The sequence below is a fragment of the Candidatus Omnitrophota bacterium genome (genome assembly GCA_028715415.1).
Classification (GTDB): Bacteria; Omnitrophota; Gorgyraeia; order Gygaellales; family Profunditerraquicolaceae; genus JAQURX01.
Genome location: JAQURX010000002.1, coordinates 42,080 through 63,289 on the forward strand (window position 1 = coordinate 42,080; position 21,210 = coordinate 63,289).

The window sequence follows — 21,210 nt, forward strand, 5'->3', positions numbered from 1 at the left end:
CCATCGACCATCCTACTTCAGCTAATGTTGGTTATGTAGGAAATGCAGCCCTACTATTTACTAACGCAAGAAGAGGGATAGATGCTGTTATTAAAGGAAAAGCTCCTATAGAACAGTGGGATAGATTTGGTCCTGATGATGCTTTAAGAAAACAGCGCTGGGCAAGGGATCAGAATGATGCATTTAGTGTGGTTTTAAGTCCGGAAGAATTAAGGGACTTATTAGATAATCCAGCTTATTTGGAAAGATTAAAGAAGGATTTGGAAAGAGTTTTAAATAGAACTTTCATGGGTAGATATGATATTTATGTAGAGCAGGTTCTTAGGTTGTTGGGGGTACAGCACATTTTATCTACTGATCCCGATGGCAAAAGATGGATAATCTTAACCGATATTACCAAGGCAGTTAAAGGGTTTAAGAGATTTCAAGAAACAGCTTCTTCAATATTCGCTGGCAAGACAGGGGCAAAGAAAATAGTCACAAATACTGTTAAGCAGTCAGCTCCTGTAGAGCAACCTGTTTCTCATGAAGAAAATACAGATGCTCTGCGCACCCAAGCTGAAGAAGCATTGAAGGCAAATGAAGAAATTCTGGCGAGAATTCGCGCGGCATTGGATAGCTTAGCCAAATCGGAAAATGAATTAGAGCAAATGTTGAATAGGTTGCAAGAGGCACAGCAAGCTGAGCTAACTATAAAGGAAGAATCTACTGTTGAAGCTGCCAAGCCGGTAGAAGTTGAAGTAATGTCAGTAACTACTGAATCTATTGAAGAAGAGAAGGAGAGATTATTTGGAAAACTAAGGGATATCGGATTTGAGGATTTTAAGAAATTGAATAAAGCTATATTTGATGCAGCAAGAAATGCAGAGCCTGAAAAAGCACAAGAAGCAATTATAGAAGCTTTAAGGAGAATAGTTAAAGAAGCAATTGCAGCTTGGCAAAATGCGCAAGCTGCTGTTGAAGTTGTCAAACCGGTAGAAGTTGGAGTAATACCAGCAGCTCCTAAGGCCATAGAAGATGAAGGTGTGATTGATGTTGAATTTACACCAGTTGAAGATAGCGTAAATAATCAAGTTGAGGATAGCAGAGATCCAGCTGAAAGAGCAATTGAAGATTTATTTGCCCACAAAGAATTCTTGGAAAATGCGTTAGAAGCTCCTTCATTGCGTCTTAGAAACGGCGCTGCTAAAGAGGCAAGGGAATCATTAGAAGCTGCTTTGGAAGATGTTAATGCAAAAATAGCACAATTGGAAAAAGAAGCAGATGCAGAAGTTGAGCCAGCAGAAAGTGAAGTAATCCCAGCAACTCCTGAAGCCGCGAAGAAGGAAGGTGTGATTGATGTTGAAGCGCAACCCGTAACTACTAAAGATGATCCATATGCGTTAACTCAAGAGGAATTAAATACATTAATAGAGGAATTGGGAGAAGAGCTTGACCCTGTAACTCCTCCAGCAGTAGATAATAATGTTGTTGATGCTGAACCGGCAACTGCTGACCCGATTGTAGCGACTTACCGATTCTTGAAGCCCAATGATGCTTACGATACAGAAGTTTATGACCAATTAAAAGCATTGGGAGCGCCCATAGATATGTATATAGGTAATGCTGAACCTGGGCAGATAATAGAATTAAAGAAAGGATGGCTATTTAAAATAGGCCTTGATTCTCAGCTTAGAAGAGCGATTTTAATGGTATATCAGACCAGCGCTGCAATAGTAAATGAGCCAAAAGTAGAGCAGTCTGTAGTAGAAGCTCCTAAGGCGGAAGCAAAGCAAGGCTGGTTAAAGAGAGCTGGAGCTCGAGTGCTCGGAAGATCCTATTCTATTATTCCTTTGGGTGCATTATTCCCTCTCGCTAATAATACTTCAACTCCCGTAGTTAACGATGCTTGGGTTATGGTTGTTTTACTTGTTATCGCCGCAATATTATTGCCGGTTGCTTTTGCAGATATGGCAGATATGAGGGTAAATTCTTCAACTGTTACTAAGATTAGCCCTGTTGTTGGAGCATTCTTAAATCGCGAGAAAGAAAAGAACTCAGCAAAAGAAGAAGGGGCTCGCGAAGATACAGTAGAAATTTCTGAAGAAGCACGCAGAGCTGCAGCGCAGAAAGTAGCCAAGATATTTACTGGATATGGTTTTGTTGGCACAAGAGATGGTGGGATTGATGTCGTAGCTTTAGGATTAATTTGGTGTGCTTGTGTTGGCATATTTGATGACAAAAATAACAAATTCGTCGTGGCACATCTTGGAATGGATAATGATGTTGCTGCCTCTATAGATTTATTACTTGCTAAGTTAGGGAATGCAAATATTAAAGAGCTTAGATTTGAGGTAATTTCTTCAAAAGAAGGGGATATCTTAAAGAATGAAATTATGCGCGAGCTTGGTAGAAGAGGAATTGTGTTATCTCAGGTTGCTGAATCTAGGGTTGAGCAAATGTCTGCTAACGCTTATTTGAATGCAAATAGCGCTAGTATGGATGTACGTAAGAGCGAAAACTTAACCTTTGATTTAATAGCTTCTCAAGATAAGGTTGGCCAAGGGCAATTCGAGTTGCCGCTAAAGAATTCTTCTTTAAGTAAATCTTTATTTGATTTTGGTGCTATTGTTGCTGGTTTAATGACTCAATCAGCATTCGGCGCTAGCACAAGTATTCTTGCAAATGCAGGTGACGCAATAAATTCAATCATGACTTATCTTCAATATGCATTAATCGCTTTAATTATTTATGGCATATATTCAATTATGCAGAAAAGATTTGTTGCCGGAATTTATAGTATTGTATTATCAGCTGCGATGTTTGGCATAATGGCAATGCCGCAAGTTAGCCCTGAATTAGCTTTAGCTGTATTTGCTATTTCCGGGCTGGGTGGATTAGGCGCAAAATTATATTTTAGAAGAGCAAGTGCTCGTGATATTAATTTTGGTAAATTGCTTTTGACTTCATCTTTATTGACTGCAATTCTTGGTATGGTTGCAGAGGCAAGAGGCAACACAACTCAGATCCAGTCTTCAGCAACGACTGTTAATTCGTTAGTATTAGGGGCTGTAAATAAAGTTAAAACTCCTGTAAGAGCTGCAAATAATGTTAAACCTCAAAAAGCCGGTAAATCAGCGCTCAAAGCACGCAGCCCACCAGTAATTAATTATAAATCTTTTGAATTGAATGAACTTACCAGAGTAATTGTCGGTGAAAATATTTTCGAAATCCTCAAAGCCTCCAATAAAGCACAAAGAGAAAGAATAATCGCTTCAATTGTCTGGATTGTTATTAACAGAGCAAAAGACGGTGATTTTGGCGGTAACACTATTTGGAAAGTTCTAACTTATTCAAATGCTTTCAGCTGCAGATATGATAGAAACAGTAATTATTATACCTATTATAATGATGTTGATAACAAAGAAGAAATTGCTCGTATTAAAGCCGCTGTTCAGGCTGTCTTGACAGGTAAAATCGCCAATCCAATCGGTAAGGCCACTCATTATTATAATCCGAATAAATCGAATCCTTATTGGGGTATAAACGCCAAGACAATAGCTTGGGTTGGCCCGCACAGATTCGTAAATGTGAACAACAAAGAACTTCCTACCGCTAGCCAGAAAATAGCAAGCACAACTAAATATTATGGCAAAAAAGCTATTAATGCAGCTTCAAAAGCAGCTTTAAGAGCTTTAAAGAATGCTTTTTCAACAAAAGGTGTTAAACATAGAGATGTTGGAACTGGCCTTGTTCTCGTAGGTGTAGTTGGCACAGAAGCTTTTGCAGGCATACTATTAGCTGTAGTAGCTTTACTGGTTATTAAATTAGCACTTAATAGAATTGATATAAGAAAAGCTTTGATTGCTGTAACTTTGCCAGCGATGTTCTTCTATGCAGATGTAAAAGATACTGTTGCCAAGTTTATGGATAGTGAAAAATTAGTTTGTTCCCACTGTAGTAAATTACCTCCGGGAGGAATCAGCCCTAAGCTTGCTGCTCAAATTGATGTATTAGAAGCTCGCCTGAAAGAATTCTTCCAGAATAAGAAAGAAATAAAGATTATACCAACATCCGTCTATAGATGCCCTGCATACAATAAGCAAGTTGGCGGTGCGAAGAATTCGCAACATGTAGACGGAATCGCTGCTGATTTTCAGGTATTTGTTGATGGAAAGCAAATGCCGGCTATACTTGTGAGGCATTTTATCGACCAATTTAATCTTGGATTTACAGGTAATGGCACATATCATGTCAGAAAAATTGTTAATGGAAAAGTGACCTATGTTGATTGGAATCATGGGGATGTAAGAGAAGGTGCTAAGGCCGAATGGAAAGATATCGACTCTGGATCTACTAACCAGAAAAATACCAAAGTAACTAAGTATACTCATCACCGTCATGGCCGCGCAAGAGGGTGTTCAATGTTAGGTTCATTCTTCTTTGGCGCGCTTTATTATCGTGATGACGGGAAATTACTGCTCCATCAAGGACTGATTATTAGAAAAGCATTTGTTGCCACATATGGAATGTTCTGGGGTAATATTTATGCGTTGACCAGTCCGATTATCAGCCAGACTGTATTAAGTTATGATATGGAAGCTGATGCGGCGTTTGGTTATCTTGAAAAAAGAGCAGAATACAAAAGATTTGTTGATGCTATTTTAAAACATGAGCATGTCCACTTAACAAGTACTTCTGAAAGAGTTGCGTATAGAGTTAACTTAATCGCATTACAGAGAGCAAAAATTAATTCATTTGAGGACTTAGTTGAATATTTGGCTCCAAAAGTAGAAATTGCAGAAAGGGGATTTGATCCTAGAGATGAAGAGAAAACTATTGATATTGTTGCTGATAAAAAACCCGCGGTTAATATCTCTGTAGTGGTTGTTAGGCCGGAATCAGGACATTACTTAGATGTTAAGCCTTGGCAATTAAATAGCTTTATTGTCGGTGCACTCGTTGCCTTCTTCGGCTTAGGCGAGGTAGTGGCTAATGCTGCTACAACTGCTGTTCAGGATCCAACCAATAGCGATTTACTTGGCCTTCTTGCAGTTGCCTTTGTATTATTCATTAGCCCTATAACAGCTATATTAGCAGGATTTACAAAGGCTTCTGAACGTAACGGTACTGTGATACATGAATCAAGAGAAGATGTAGGTCTTCCTAGCGAAGCATATATCATCATCTACGCCTTAACCTTGATATCCAGCATGATCTTGCCTGAATTACGTGTAATAACCAGCTTCGCAGGCCTACTTGGTATAGCAGTATTTTCCTTAAAAAGAGGCGTTATTAATGACATAAAGAAATATAAAGAAGAGTTGATGGTGCTTGCAGTGATGGTCATAGTTATCCTTGGTATTGTAAAGATGATGAATAGCATGCCAATAGCAGGGCAAAGCAGTATTTCTTTAGGAGTTGTATTGCCGCTTGCTATTCTTGCGGTATTAGCTTTAAGTAATCTTAATTTCTCCGCAACAGCGGTTAGGGCTAGGCCAACAGTGGCCCAGGATAAGAATTTAAGAAAAGCAATTAGATTAATAGATATAAAACTTAAGAAAATTAATGGAGCAAGGCCGGCTGTCGTAATTATTGATGGCGCTTCTGGGGTTGGTAAAACTGTTTTTGGAAAGAGACTCGCAGCGCAGTATAAAGGCTCCAGGCTTATAGACGTCGATGATTATGTCCGAGAAATGCATCCAGATGGTGATAGCATTGAAATGGTTGATTATTGGCAAATCAAGAATGAAATTGAGAATTCGGATAATAGTCTTGTGATAGTTTCTGGGTTAAATGCTTTGTATAATTTAAGCAGTATTAATGTTGATGTTACAATAAAGCTGAAAGCAGATGAAGAAACAAGAGAGGCTCGGCTTCTTAAGAAAGCCAAAGAATTAAGTTTGACTGAAGAAGAGTTGAATGATAGAAGAGATTCATTCTCTCTTTCCGGTGATAATAAGTTTGATTTAGTGATTGATGTTAGCGCGCAGAAACAAAAGAATTCAAGAAGCACATCTTTAGCTACCGCAGTTGTGTATTTAGTTGCAGGTTTAACCGCCTTCTTTGGCTTAGGCGAAACTATTGTTAATGCAGCGACAAGCGGAATTGTTGCGCAAAACAGTATTTTTGTTAACGCTATCCCGGTAATCTTAATAATTTTAGTTATATTGGCTGGGGCATATATCATTAATCCTAAAGTTAGAGATGGTATTGATAACACGTTAGCGCAGATTAAGGATTGGATAGTAGCAAATAAATTCGTAGTTAAAATTTTCTCAGGTATTGTAGTAGGAATTTCGCTAATCTTATTTACTTTTAACCATTTCGCTTCTTTAAGGAATAAAGAGTGGAATGAGTCTAAGAGCAATAAGAACTTAGTTGAAATCAAGAATGCTTTTGAAAATAAGAATAGCGAAGCGCTTGATGGAATTATTAAAGATGCAACTGCGCGCGGCAATAGAATGCAGGAACGCCTCAAGAAAGCTGAAGTAAGCAAGGCCAAGAAAGTAGAGGATGCTACTAACGACCCAGTTAAGCTCGCAAAACGTTATCTTGCTTATGACCGTATGGTTGCTAATTTGGCTGAATTATTCAAGAACCAGATTACAGATAAATCTTCAAGCCGCATTGGAGCAATAACTCCTAATGCTTGGAAAAAAGAACTGAATGATTTAGAGCAGGATGCTATTAAAACCGAATTTGAAGGTTATTTATTCGCTGCATTAAAAGCTCTTCATAACGAAATCCTCGCCCAACAATTTAAAGCAAAGCAATCTGAAGAAACCATCAATGGATATAAATCTGCGGCACCTTTCTTATTTAAGAAAAATATGGGAGATGTAATTAATCAGGCAATCGCAGCATTAGAGCAATTTAAGAAAGAAATTGCTGTAGAAGAATCTCAATACAATTCCAAAACCGCAGCAATGAGACAGCGCGTAAGCGATAAGCTTTATAAACAAGATAATGCATTTAAGGCCCATCGCGATAGAAGAGATGACTTAGGAAAATTATTAAACAGCAAGATTGTGCCTATGGTGGAAATTGCAAAAGAAATTGACAGTAACCTTGAAGGAGTGATTTCGGCTAGAAATAAAGAAACAGAAATGAATGCTTTGGCTGAGGCTAATAAGGACGTTGCAGAAGAAGAGGTGGAAAGAAATTCAAAAGGCGAAATAGTCCGTCGTTATACAGTATATAGAGATTATAGCGGTCCTTATAGAGCAGCTGCAGCCGTCGCAGCTTCGGATGCGCAAAGCCACGCCCGTAAGGCAAATGAGGGAGCAGAAAAGCTAAAGAAGCAATTATTAGAGTTAAAGAATGATAAAATTTTTGTTTCTGAAGAACTTGGTTCCATGCTAATTGGTGGAATAAATGTTAAGCTTGGCCAAGGCCATGGTATTTTCTCAGATTTGTTCTTGCCGCCAGTGTTAAATATATTTACTGGAGTTAGTTCTTCTTCATCTGCATCAAGCGCTCGCGTAGAATTTGCTCCGTTACTAGCTTCTTTGAAAAATGTTCAAAATATTGTTCAAGGTAGGCTTGATGTTGAGAAAAAATGGATTAATGCTCAAATCGACGCAGAGCTCAATCGGCAGATTTTACAGGTTAAACCAGAAAAGGAATCTCTTCAGCCAGAAAGAGCTCCAAAATATTCTTCGAAAAAACTAAACAAAGTATCAACTAAACAAGAAAAACCATTCTGGGCTGCTTTGAATGAGAAGGCTCAGCGCAATAGACGCTTTGTAACACTCGGCGCCCTCAACGTCTTCTTCGGTGCTGAGACGATTGTTAATGCAGCACAAACTGCCACTACTCAGCCAGCTCAACAGCCTTCTATTTTAGCCGCAGTTATAGTAGCAATTATCGCATTAGCCGCGGTTGGATATTTAAATCACTCAATGAATAAGTTTGGAGGTTCCGAATCACAGAAGAATGTTAAAGGCGATGCAGAAAGTATTGATTTAATTGATATGTACGGTATTAGCTTATTGCCTTTAGCACTGCCTCTATTAATGGGGGCAGCTCCAGCAGCCACCTCTGCTGCACAGACATCTGCTCAGTTAAATGATGGGTTTGCTATTTTAGGACTCTCCTTCATTATTCCAGTAAGCATTGTATGTGCAATAGCAGGAGGAATCCTAAATGCTGTTGAACGTAATGGTAGCTTAAATGAATCAAGAGATGACGCTGGAATCCCCAGCATATTCTTAATAGCTATCTATGTATTAACTTTAGTATCCAGCATAATATTACCCGAAGCCAGATTAATAACCAGTTTTGCCGGATTGATAGGAGTAGCTGCCTACTTATTAGCAAGAGGTATCATTAAAGAAACCAAAGCTTTAGCAATATCCGTTGCAACTAAAATCTATTCTGGCATCAAATTATCTAGTAGGGCATCGTTAGTATTATTGGTGTTAGCTTTACCTATATTAATGGGTGCAGCTAGCGTAGATTTAGATAGTATCGATCCTTTTGTTATAATTCTTCCTCTTTCTTTAATAATAGTAGGAGCTGTTGTTATTTCTATTGTATCGCGTTACAACCGAAATTTAGCGAAGTCAGGTTATGATTTAGAAGCTCTTAGTAAAATGACAGATACAGAAAAAGCAATGCTTGTCCCGCAGCTTATCGAAGATGTCCAGCAACAAAGAAGTGAATGGGAAAAAGCGGTTATTATCTTGGGATTAATAGGTGACAAGATGGCAAGTAGGCCTTTAGTTAGGCTTTTAAATGATCAGATAACTCGCTACTTGGCGTCCTTAGCTGCTAAAGATGGTATGAATAGTAATATAGAAACTTGGTATAAAGAATGCATAAGCGCGATATTAAAATCATTAGAACAGATAGGGGATATATCAATTGCTGCGAATTTGATTCTTATGTCTTATCGTATACCAAAAACAGTCAGAAGAGTAGATGTAGCAGCTAATAGCATCAGTTTAAATGTTACCTCAGAGTATGCTCCGAACGAAATATATAATATGTTTAGTAGTACCATTAGCAAAATGTCTAGCAGTTCTTCGCTAGCTGTCTCTTTTGCAAATTCAGTTGCATATGGCTTATTGTTTATTGGGAGAAATGGTACGTATCTGATTAAACAGGCTTTTAGGGTTGCCCAGGCTTTTATAAAAGAATATGGGATATTGAACGGTTTACTGAAAGCATTAAAAGCACCCATTGCTACACCATATAATTATGATATTGCTTTTAGGAATTTACCTAATAAATATCAAGATGCAATAAATATGCATGAATGGGCACATGAAAGAGGATATAACGAATATGTCGCTTACAAAGCACAGGTAAGATTTATGAGAAAAGAAAATAAAAATTCTTCTCTTCGTCAGGCAAGAGCAGTTCTTTCTGCAATTAGAAAGCCTTACGAGGATTTAATAAATACTGTAAATGAGCAAATAGAAAAACAATCATATTTGGAAGGATCTCTTTCAAAGAAAGCAAGAACAATAATTAATTATAGGATAGAAAGCCTCAAGAAAATATTAAGCGATATGAAAGAAGATAAAATTGGCTTAAGAGGCGCTCTAAGTAGCGTCCCCGTTAAACTTCGCGATAGTATTTCATCAGAAGTAAATCTTACTGAAGAAATATTGACGGAAATGATTAACAAAGAAGTTGCAAGATTAGAGAATCTAAATAATTTACGAATTAATAACCGGATAATGCCTGCTGAGAATAAAATAGACGCTTTAGCGAAGAATGGCCCTACGATATCAGAATGGTTGGTTTATACTGTATTCAACAACTATTATCGTTGGCTCAGAGAATATGTAGCTCACAATAATTCTATGCCATCTTTGAATGTGAGATTAAATAAGTTTATTGGGGTAGGGAAAGGTTTAAATTTTAAGGAGAGTTTATTAGGGGAGTATCTATTAAAGACTATTCAGGCGTTAGTTGAGGAGAATAAAGAGATTAAAGATGTAGAGATAATTGCTTATTTAAACGAAATGTTAGATTCTAAGACGTATAAACAACTTATATCTTTGGTTATCGGTGAAGATGAAAAATTAACCGAAGAGATTATTGCTAATCAGCGTGAAAACGCAATTAACGTGGCACTAAGCGATATAAGAGTAAGGCGCGTTTTGCGTGAGAGAGTAGCCATAGTTAATGATTATGCGGCGGATTTAGGTTTGTTCGGTAGACTCGTTCGTGCGGTAAAGCGTTTTGTGGCAAAATTAAGCGGTGAAATCAAATCGTTAGAAATGATGGAAAGAGATATTGCTACTCGTGTAAAGGAAGCGGTTCTAGCTATAAGAAAGAATGCAAATGAATTAAGGCAAAATAGCAGTAATCTCTATGATTCTTTTGCTGCGTTAATTGAAAATGATGAAGATGCAGTTATTTCAGGTGGAGTTAGAATGGGTTGGTTGAAGTTCGCTCCGGCTACCGTTGGTGTTTTAGGCTTAGTTGCGGTTTGTGGGATACTCTGTGGTGGATGTGCCGCTGGTTCAAATCTATCCTCCGGTTTTATGACAACAATAGATAATTCAACTATGGATTATCCTGATGTTTCAATGGATGGTAACAATCAATTATCCTCACAGAATTTATCTGTTGGAGCTTATCCTTATTTTGCACCTGTAGTAAAAGCTTTGAATGCTGTAATGCTTGGGCAGGTGGAGAAGGATGATGATTTACATGTTAAAATTTATACTGGTGATTGGTGTGGGATGTGCCATGCAGCGAAGGATTTCTTTGATAAACAAAGTATCCCTTATGAAGAATATAATATAACCAATAATAAAGCTAATGCAGAAGAGGCCAAAGCAAAGTCTGGGCAAGATGCTATACCGGTTATTGATATTAATGGTACAGTTATTGTAGGCCTTGAGCGTGAGAAGATTTTAGCGGCAATTGCGCAGGCAAAGCAGGAATTAGAAGCAAAGCGTGCAGCTGAAGCAGCAGCGAAAACTGTTAAAGAAACTCCTGTTGTAGAAGAAGTAAAAGCAAAAGAACCTGTTGAACCAAAAGAAAAAGCAATACCGCCAGCCCCAGCCTTAATGGAAACAACCAAAGTTAAATCTATTTCTCAATATGGCATTACTTGGACATTTGATAAAGAAGTTGAGGCATTCCAGTTTGTAGACGGAAGCTGGGGAGTTAAAGGGCCGGTAACAGTTGTTAGTATTAATCCTATGCCGTCTGATGGAAGCAATGGTTCAATGGTTAATCCTATGCCTGGAACAGAGCAGGCATATGATTCACGTATTGCTGGTTACAACAGCGCGTTGTCAATACAACCTCCATTTACACTTGAACCAAATGAATCTTTAGTTTCTACGATTAGCACTGATAATGGACAGCAGACTAATTATAGAGGATATACTGGAGCAAGGTCTTTATTAAAAACCGCCGCAGTATTAACTTCTTTGGAGAATGTCCCTGCTAAAGGCGCATTTCGTCCTCCTTATATTGGCAATGAAAAGCCTGTATTTAATACTAATAAACTACGCACAGAACTTCTGCCTTCATTAAAACCTGTAGGAAATGTTCCGGAATTGTCAACTTTTGAGCGTGATTTCCAGAGAGTTTGGATTGATCATATGACAGGATGGCAAAGCCGCTTTATGCATCCTTTGGAAAATATGGAAGATTACGGTGCGCGTATCGCAGGCGTTGTTGGTGAAGCAGGATTATTGCTTTCAATGGATTATCCTCTTAAAGAAAAACAAACATTGCTTAATGGAGTTGTCCAAACCGGAATTGATTTGTATGGAGTTGCAAAATTACATAAATCAATTTGGGAGCCTGATGGCGGCCATGGCCCGGGACGCAAATGGTTAATTACTTTTGCCGGATACATGCTTAATGAAAAAGATTTTTATATGAATGATTATTTAAGCGAAGATAATAATACCTATTATGGTGATGAGCAGAATCAGCTTTGGACTGGCTGGCAGAATTCTGGCAATCCTTATGCAGCGAATGTAATGTGGAGAATGAGGGTTGATCCTGATAAATTCAATTATGAACATATAATACCTGAGAATTGGGATAAAGCACCTTTCCCCATTAACGGGCAATACCCATATAACAAATTCCGCGCTTATCAAGGTTTATGGTCTAAGGCTGTGGTAGCAGAGGCACTTGCTGCACGGCTAATTGGTTTTAAGGATAAATGGAATCACGATGCTTTCTTTGATTATGTTGACCGCTGGGTTTATGAAGATGATGTAATGGTAAGGAAAGCGATTCAAAATGCCGCTATTTCTAATGATTGGTCTGATCCGCAAGGCCGCGATCCAAAAGATATTAATTATTACGCTCCTTATTTTGGCCAGACTGCCTCAGAGCCTTGGGTAATGGATATGTATAAAGAGTATCGTTCTTCTCATCCAGCAACAATTGAAACCGTAGCAACAAAACCTGCGAAGAGTTTAGCAAGCAAAGTAATAAAAACGGCAAAAAATCTTAAATATGAATTAGGCCTTACTAAGAAGAATGCCGCAAAATTGGCGTTAACAGTTGCTAATTTAATTCCTCAAACTCCGGCAACGTCAATGCCAACAAGTAGAGACAATGTTAATTTCCCCGCTGCAAGAATAGTAACGCTTAATCCAGCAGATGCAACCGTAGATAATTATGGCCTTGGTTTATTTGATGAAAATGGAAATATTAATTTAAATAGAATAATGATGTTCCCTGAAACAAAAGATTATTTGAAGTTTAGCGGCCTGGCTCCTCCAGTATCTAGCCATCCAGCAACCCAAACACAGATTAAAGATTTATTAGGCGAGATTGCGCAAATCGTAGCACAAAAAGATCAAACATTGGCTGCACAGTTACGCAAAGCCAATGTAGTTATTTCTGATAAAACACAAGGTGTTGTATTTGTTAAGGAAGGCGTTTATATTGCAAAGGATATAATTGATAATCCTCAGGAACTCATCCGTTCAATCATTCATGAAACAGGCGCAGCATTAGGAAAGTCAGATACAGAGAATCAAAAACTCGAACAGGCCTATGCAGAATGGAAAGGGAAGCAGAAAGTTTCAACTAAGCCTGTTGTTGCCCCCACCACCAAAGAATCTGTGTCTAAGCCGGCTAATAATAAAGAAGCTACTGACGATAAGTATAAGAAAATATTAACCGCTTTTAAGTCCGCAGGAAAGTTAGACATCGCAGCTAAAAGAATATGTTGTGTACAGTTGGGTATGTATGTAGAAAAAGAGCCGATGCCAGATCAGGTAATCAAGGTTCTTGTAGAGGCAGCTACGGCAAATAAAGAAAATGTATTTTATATACCGGTCCGTCAAGCGGCAGCAATGGAATTAGCAAGCCAGGTTAGAAAATACGGATTACCGGAAAGCGCAATAAGGGATTTATCCAGGGCTTTTGTTTCAGAAAAATCCCCGGAAATGTATGATCCTATTACTGTCATATTTAGTATGTATTCAGAAAAGCAAAGATTACCAGAAGATGTCTTATTGTCCCTTGTTTCTAAATTAAATAAAGAATATAAAGATATTAATGCGCAAACCAATATAATCCCAGCATTATTAACCCATACTCAAAGACACGGCCTTCCAGAAAAAGTATTCTCTGTTTTTATCAATATATTAGGTTATGACAATATCGATGAATTTCAGCGTTGGTATGTTACTGAAGCTGCAATTTGGCAGGCACAAAACAAGAATATAGATACAACTTCGCTTAAGGAAATTCTTGGAACAAAAGTAAAAGAGCACAAGGCTACTAAATTCTCAGCTGAAGAATTAAATGCAGTAAGAAATGTTTTTGAAAAGAAAGCTATTAAGGTAGCGCCCAAAGAGGTTGCGCCTCAAAAAGTTACACCCAAAAAGGTTGTTCCTAAAATAGCGGAATCAACAGTTACTGTTGATTGGGAGACGCAGAGGAAGGCACAGATGGAAGAATTTAAACGTGCACTTCAACTTGCTCCTGAACCGAAATTTGTCCAGGCAAAGAGCGAAGCAGTCTCGGCTTCGGCAACTCTTGATTTAGGCATGATAACTGGCCAGGACACTCGCTCTGCTGAATGGTCTGCATGGTGGAAAGATTTTACTAATCCAGTTGATTTTTCTTCATTCCGCTTTGTTAATTTAAAAATTCGCGGTGAAGGCAATGTTTACTTCCAATTAGTAGATAAAAATACTCAGGATGGCGCACCGGGAGGAATGAATCGCAAGGCTTATAAATTAAATAGTGAAATTTCTGTAATAAGTGTGCCGCTAAGTGAATTTACAGGAATAGATTTGACTCAAATAAGAAGGCTTGTAATCAATGGTGGGCCGGATGTATTTGGTGATAAGATTAATTCTGAGCAAGCAAAGGTATATGTCGAGAATATCTGGGCTTCTCAAGTAGAAGGTGAAATTAAAGAAGCGGCAGAAGAACAAGTTGCTGCTTATCCTCAAGCTTTAACTCCAACATTTGTACAGGTGGCACATACTGACGGTGGTTTTAAATTAGAAGTAACAGGGCAAGCTGCCGGTAAACAGTGGTCTGCTATCTGGTCAGATTTCCCAGCTATGGATTTTCGTAATTTTGAGAGCCTTAAGTTGATAGTCAGAGGGCAAGGGAATTTCACAGTGCAGTTATTAACAAAAGATGCTGATGAAAACCAGCCACAAGGAATGCATGCAAAGACTTTTGCTTTAAGCCAAGAGCAGAAAGAAATTTCCATACCTTTAACTGGATTCGGTGTTGATTTAAGTGCGATAAGAAGAGTGATTATACATCGCGGTGAAGAAGTTTATGGCCAGGTTCTAAACAAAGACGGAAAAGCAGAAATTGTTGTTGATGGATTGTATGTATCAACACAAAATGGTGAGCGTAAGATTTTGACTCCTAATGGGCCAGAATTTGGTTTGGTAAAAGCAGTTAATTATATGCCAAATCCTGTAGGCAAGAGCCCCGATGCAGGGAATCTTGTGGTGCATGCTGATTGGTTAATCAGTGATGCTAATAAAAATGGTATGCCTGATGGACCGTTTGATTCATGGGTGGATTTGAATAGGAATAATCGTCAGGATAGTAACGAAAAGGCAGTAGGAGATTTCTGGCTCATGCGTCAGATGAACGCTAATGTAGTGAAAGTTTATCAGGTAGAGTGGGATAATCTTGCTCAGAGAAAACAAGTGCTAAGAACCGCGTTTGATAAGAACGACTTAATGTTCATTATGGGTGATTATTTAGGAGCGTATGGCCAGCACGCAGGTATTAAGTGGCCGGAGATAACAGACTATAGTAATGACCAGCAGCGACAGGCTATGACTGATTTTGTCTTAAAGATGGTTAAAGGATATAAAGATGAGCCATATGTATTAATGTGGATGCTTGGTAATGAAAATAACTTTAAATTTACTAACACTAACGCTGGGCAGAACATGAAAGTTTTCTTAAAGTTTGTTAATGAGGTGGCACTTAAAATCAAGGAAATTGATGCAAGGCATCCTGTTAGTATTTGCCTTGGTGGAGATGATGCTAATCTTGTAGAAATTCTTAAATTAATGAAAGAATATTGCCCTGCAGTTGATATCGTAGGCCTTAATTCTTATAAAAATGGTAACAACTTTGGCCCTATTTGGCAGCAGGTTAAAGATAATTGCGATAAACCGGTTTTCATTACTGAGTTTGGCTGTCCTGCTTATATTCCGGGTGAGAGTGTTCAAGTTGCTGAAAAAGCACAGGATCAATATTTGCAATCCTGCTGGAATGATATAGTTGCAAACAGCTTTGGAAAAGGAAAAGTTGGTAATGCATTGGGTGGAGCGGACTTTGAAATACTGGATGAATGGTGGAAAGTTCAGCCTCATCATAATGGTGGAGCTAACGCTAGCGCAGACAGACAGGATGCAATTAGTGTTGCTCCCGGTCCATTCCCTGGTAAAGGATTCTATGAGGAATACTTTGGTTTAATGTCACAAGGTGACGGCAGCAACAGCCCGTTTGCAAGACAGCTTCGACCAGCTTATTTCATGTTTAAAAAGGCCTGGAGTAATGAAGTCACAGATTATAATCGCGCAAGAAATACAGCTAATCCTCCGACAAAAGAAGAAGTAACCGCTGCTTTAATATCCGGTCAACAGCGCAATGAATTCAGCGATGTTGCCGCGGATGCTCGTGTTCAGTCAGCGGTCAAGGAAGTAGCAAGATTCTTCTCTGAAACAGCTCGTGAAGCAGAAGCTCAGCGCCTGAAATTAATGGTTAAGCAAGGTTTGTTACGTGCCGGGCCAGCATTTGATAAATTTACTGCTACGTATCAACCCCCGCAGCTTTTTGTTAACAAATCTTTATTAAGTTATCCTCAAAAACTTATCTCTCAGATAAAATCACTTTTTGGAATTGCTCCTACATCTCAAACAACCAGCGCGGCTAAATCATCTGCATTAGAAATTAAGCCGGGTAGTTTGGCTTATACTATAAAAGTAAGTGAAAGAAATCTCCAGATTAATACTATGGCCGCAAAGAATTCGTTTGAAGATGCGCTAAGAGGCAAGAATCAATCTATTGCATTAAAAACAGCCCCAGAGAATAAGCTTACTCTTTCTTTAAATGGGATGAATGAAGCGGTGAAGTTTGATATCGCTGGGTATAAAGATGTAAGAATTGCTGCTCACGCCGTAATTGAGAATTTATTTAAAGACGGGTTAATGAGTTTAAGTGCTCCCGCAGGATATTATTTTGCACGCGGCAATGCTGGAAATCAAGTTAACGTAATTAATGCAAGTGATTTTGATGCAGGTATATTGCCAGCTGGTTATAAATTGTATTGGTTTGAAAAACAAAACGGTAAATGGGCAAAAGTTAATCAAGGGGACCTTGGCAATTCAGATTATATGGCTGTGCTCTTACCGGAAGCAAACAGAGAAAGGCATTGGTGGTGGCTTTTTGGTGCGCCAATAGATCCGGATAAACTTGAAAAAGCAATTTCCCGCGGCGGGATGGTTGTTTCTAAGACAATCAGTAGTTGGGATGTGTATGAAGATCTTTTCTTGGCTGACGGAGCTGCCGGTGCGAGGACATTTAGCTCAATACTTACTACAATTGATGGCGAAGATGCTGTTGAATTTACTCCAGTGTTCTTCCACAGGGGATTAAACTTTATTGATATTGATTATCTGGATGCTGTAGAGAGGGTTGTTTATGTTGATGTAAGCGTTAAGCCTATCAGAGTTATGGATAAGTTTGAAGCCATTGGTAAGGCATTCGGAAGCTTTGATGTGTATTTAACTCCGGAAGGTAAGCTCGCCGAACAATATAAAACCGGCGAAACTGTAAGAAAAGAGTGCCTTAATATACGCTCACTTGATAAAACAGCCAGAGTTATGTCTGATTGGGGATCTGATGTAGCAAGAAACAGAGCATTTGTTGCGATGTTACAGCTTTCAGGCAGCCTTGTAAATGTTATTCAGATAGGCGAAGACGGTATATTAAAAATGGTGAAGTCTTACTCTGATGAAGCGGAATTTGAAGAAGATAGGAATAACGGAACGTTAAATAATTTAGTTAATCAATATAATACATTCTTAGTTTATGGATGCGGTTCATTGAAATTACCGGAAAACTTCTTTGTCAAGCATGGTAATGCAGTGCAGCTTATCATTGACTTGTTTAAGAAACATAAGAAAGAAATCGCTCCTATTGCCGGCGGCTATATGTTATTTGCTCCTTATTCTGCAGATAAAGAAGCTTATCTTGTTCCATTAGAGGAAATAGAAAAGCGTTTCTTATTGTCAAGATGGACAGAGGTAACTCCGAATTACAGTAGGGCGCAAATGGTTTCTTTTAATCAAGATACAGCTAAGCTTGAAGTTAAGGCTGAGGCGGATTTACTTTGGTTGTATGGCAAGAAAGAAAACTTAAAGTATAGCTTCATTACGCGTCCTTTCTTTACCCTCGCATTTGATACTAATTCTAATGTTTGGCATGTTGAAGATGTTTATAAAACCGAGAACGAGCATAACAAAGGCGCTTTGGCTTTTAGAAGCAAGGTTTTATATATGAAAGACGGCGAATCGGTAGTCGGATGGTTTGATTATGGCCATCTTCCTGCAGATCCAGCAGCTATAATTCTTGAAGTCCGTGACATTGAAGGTAATTTAGTCTGGGGTAAAACATTAACTGCGGCAAAGTATCTTTATGAGAAAGCCCAGAGAAGCGTTTATTATAACCTTCAATCACAGAATGCCGCAACCAGAGGCACTCTTATTAATATCGCTAAAGATGTTTTTAAGAATGGCACGATACTAAATCCTATGTATTTGCAAGAAATCGCCAATTCAATTAAATATTATTCTATCCTTTCCGGTTGGGGCGGAGAAGATGTGGATCTTAATTTCTTGCCTAAGCCAGCTCTTGATATGTTCGGCAATTATTTCCCGCATTGGGCTACAGCAAAGAGTTTTGATAAAGGTTTTGATATAGGAGGATTTGCGAAGACAGCTTTATTGGGGGCAAAATTACCAAAAGATAATCCTAATTCAATCGAGGATTTAGGTAATGGTAATTACACTATGACAATGGAAGTTCCTTATGGAAAAGGAATTCCTGAACAATTGATTCTAAAGGAAAATAGCTGGTTTGTAATTAATTGGCTTTGGGATACATTCTGCGTGCATCCGAATCAGTTTATCATGGGTTCAATTGGCGCAGGCAATCCTACTCCTACACAGAAATTCTACTTTTTAACTCCTAATGGCCATAAGGTATTTATTCCCGGAATCAAAATGGCGTTACGCGGTTTGGAAGCGAATAAGATAAATTATGAGAATAGCGTTAGAGAATATGAGCATTTAGGCCAGAGCATTGTAAGGTCTTGGTGGGTAGACGCTGAAACCGGATATCTGCATATTGAGGTTGCTTTTGGGCATGATGAATATATCAAAACCCAGAAATTGGCTCAAGCCCAAAGAGCTTCTATTGAAAAAGGCCAATTCCAATATACTGACGAGAAAGGTAATACTCACTACGTTGTAATTGAGACGGGAGTGGAAGATGCCTTTAAAGTCGCTCAGTATTTGAAAGCCGCTGTAAAGTACGCCTACGACATTAAAGCAATAGCAATTAATGGCGGCACGATGGTTATTCCGAATGAAGAAGGTAAATTTTATCTTCTTGGCGAAACTCCTCAAGGATTAAAGATTAATGTAGGAGGCAATCCTTTAGAGGCATTTGCAGGGCTACAGAAACAAATTGTAACTGGTAATGCGGTAGACTCAATTAATAACTATTTAAGATTTTATAGATTGATTAAGCCGAGCGAATCAGTAACTCTGGATAAGGCAATTGGCATCTTAGGCAGCTACGATAAAGATGTTAATTTAGCCGAGCTCAAGGCTTACTTGGAAAATAAAGGGGCTGCAGCAGTAACGCCAGAATTGCTCTGGCTTATTTCCCGCCCACCGTTTGAGTTTGATTGGGTTGTGTATTCCAAGGCAAATAATAGTTTCTATAAGTTCGCGTTTAACCCCGAAGATACAAAAGAATTAACCCGCCTGCAGAATCAGAAACATTCTCTTGAATTGGCATTAGGTAATTTAACCAAGGCAGTTAATGATCTTGGAGATGGGGCACCATATCCTTACTTAGATTTTATGAATGCGATTGTAAATGAAGAATATGTGATTGAACATGGTACGCCATTTAAAGTAATTACATTTGAAAACGCAGTTACCAAGAAACAATTCAGGGCTACGTTTGATACAAAAGGTTATCTTATTAAAACAGTTGATTCTGATTCTAAAGAAACAATTCTTTATGATTACGACGCAGAGATTGGTAAAGACGTGCCTTTAGAGGCGTATGATGCTAAGCGTACAGGCGTTGCATTATTTACAGCAAAGAAGGCGGAAAATAAAACATATGAAATTATCCGTACAAATCATGAGCCTATAAATTATGAGAAACAAGTTTCTATTCTTTACGCGGAAGACGGGTCAGAACTAGCAAAAACAATAGTTCTTTCAAATGGCGATGTGATAAAAAATGTTTATTTAAGAGATGCCACTAATATTAAGAGATTTATTGTTGCTTATAAGAATGGGCGCTTCTTTAAGATTTCCAGATTTGATTCTCAAGAGGCAAATGGTAATAGCCGTTATGAGGTAGTGGAAGCTAAAGAATTATGGTCTATACCCGCACAATTAGAAACTGCAAATGGAGTTTTAAATGTTAATCAGGCAGAAACAATCTTTGCAGGGCTTAACCGTAAGAGTCCCGCAGCCACAACTTATGGGAATTACGATGCAAGGTTTGACAGAGAGATATCTAAGGTCATTGAAATGAAAGACAAAGACAATAAGGTTGATATTAAGAGAATTATAGAGTTTGTTTATAAGGGAAATTCAAAGATTCCTTCAATGACAATCTTAAGAGAAGATGTCCGTAATAATGAAGTCGTGAATAAGATTTGGTCTGTATCAGTAAGGGAAGATGGAACTGAGGCTGAAGTGCATCGTGAATTTTTGCAGCGCATGGGGATAACTGAAGAAAGCGCCATTGAAAAATTCTTTGCTGAATTAATAGAAGGCAAGAGAGGGCTGCCGGAAGTAGTAAGAATCCATACCCGTAATGTTCATGGCTGGGATACAGAAGTTAAATTCGGCGGAACAAGGCAATATTTTATCTATGATCAAGATGGCGTGTTAAAGGGCGGCATAAATACTGTAGCAGGGGAAATTGATACTTTGAGTTATGTTGATGATAAAGGCTTGATTCATCTTCTTGAGTTAAATAGTTTAGATAAAGAAACAGCTGAAGGCATTCGTAAAGAATTTTCTGGCCTTCCAAAGCTAGTAAAGGAAAATCACAGCATTTTAAATGCCAATTTCAATATTGAAAGATTGCGCGAAGTTATCAATAAAAATGCCCTTCGTATTTTAGAGGCTGACTTCTTCGGAGATATAAGGAAAGAAGACGTTGGCGTCCGTAAGATAACCTACAAAACCGATGTGCGCGTTGACCATAAGTTAGGTATTACTACTGTTAATGGAAAGTTAGTTGAGGCAAGCTTTAACATTGATAAAAACACTCCTTGGATTGTTTATCGCATCAAGGCAAAGAATTTGTCCGCAGAAGAGGCTAAGCTTATTGAAGGGTTGCTTGCGAAAGGGTACATCTCTACAGAATCTAAGAGTGAACTTGATATAAAGAAGTTGGTTGATATCTTTAAATCCAGAGAAACCAAAGCCCGTGTTACTTTTATTGATATGTATCGCAACGAGGCTTTCTATATTG

1 protein-coding gene (running past both ends of the window) is annotated in these 21,210 nt (G+C 38.4%); it reads left to right on the forward strand.

On the forward strand, nt 1-21,210 hold part of the coding region annotated (locus tag PHO70_01130) for a cell wall hydrolase (protein MDD5431583.1) (this coding region is incomplete at its 3' end). The annotated region is longer than the window, extending 19,300 nt past the left edge and 8,042 nt past the right edge; 21,210 of 48,552 annotated nt are visible.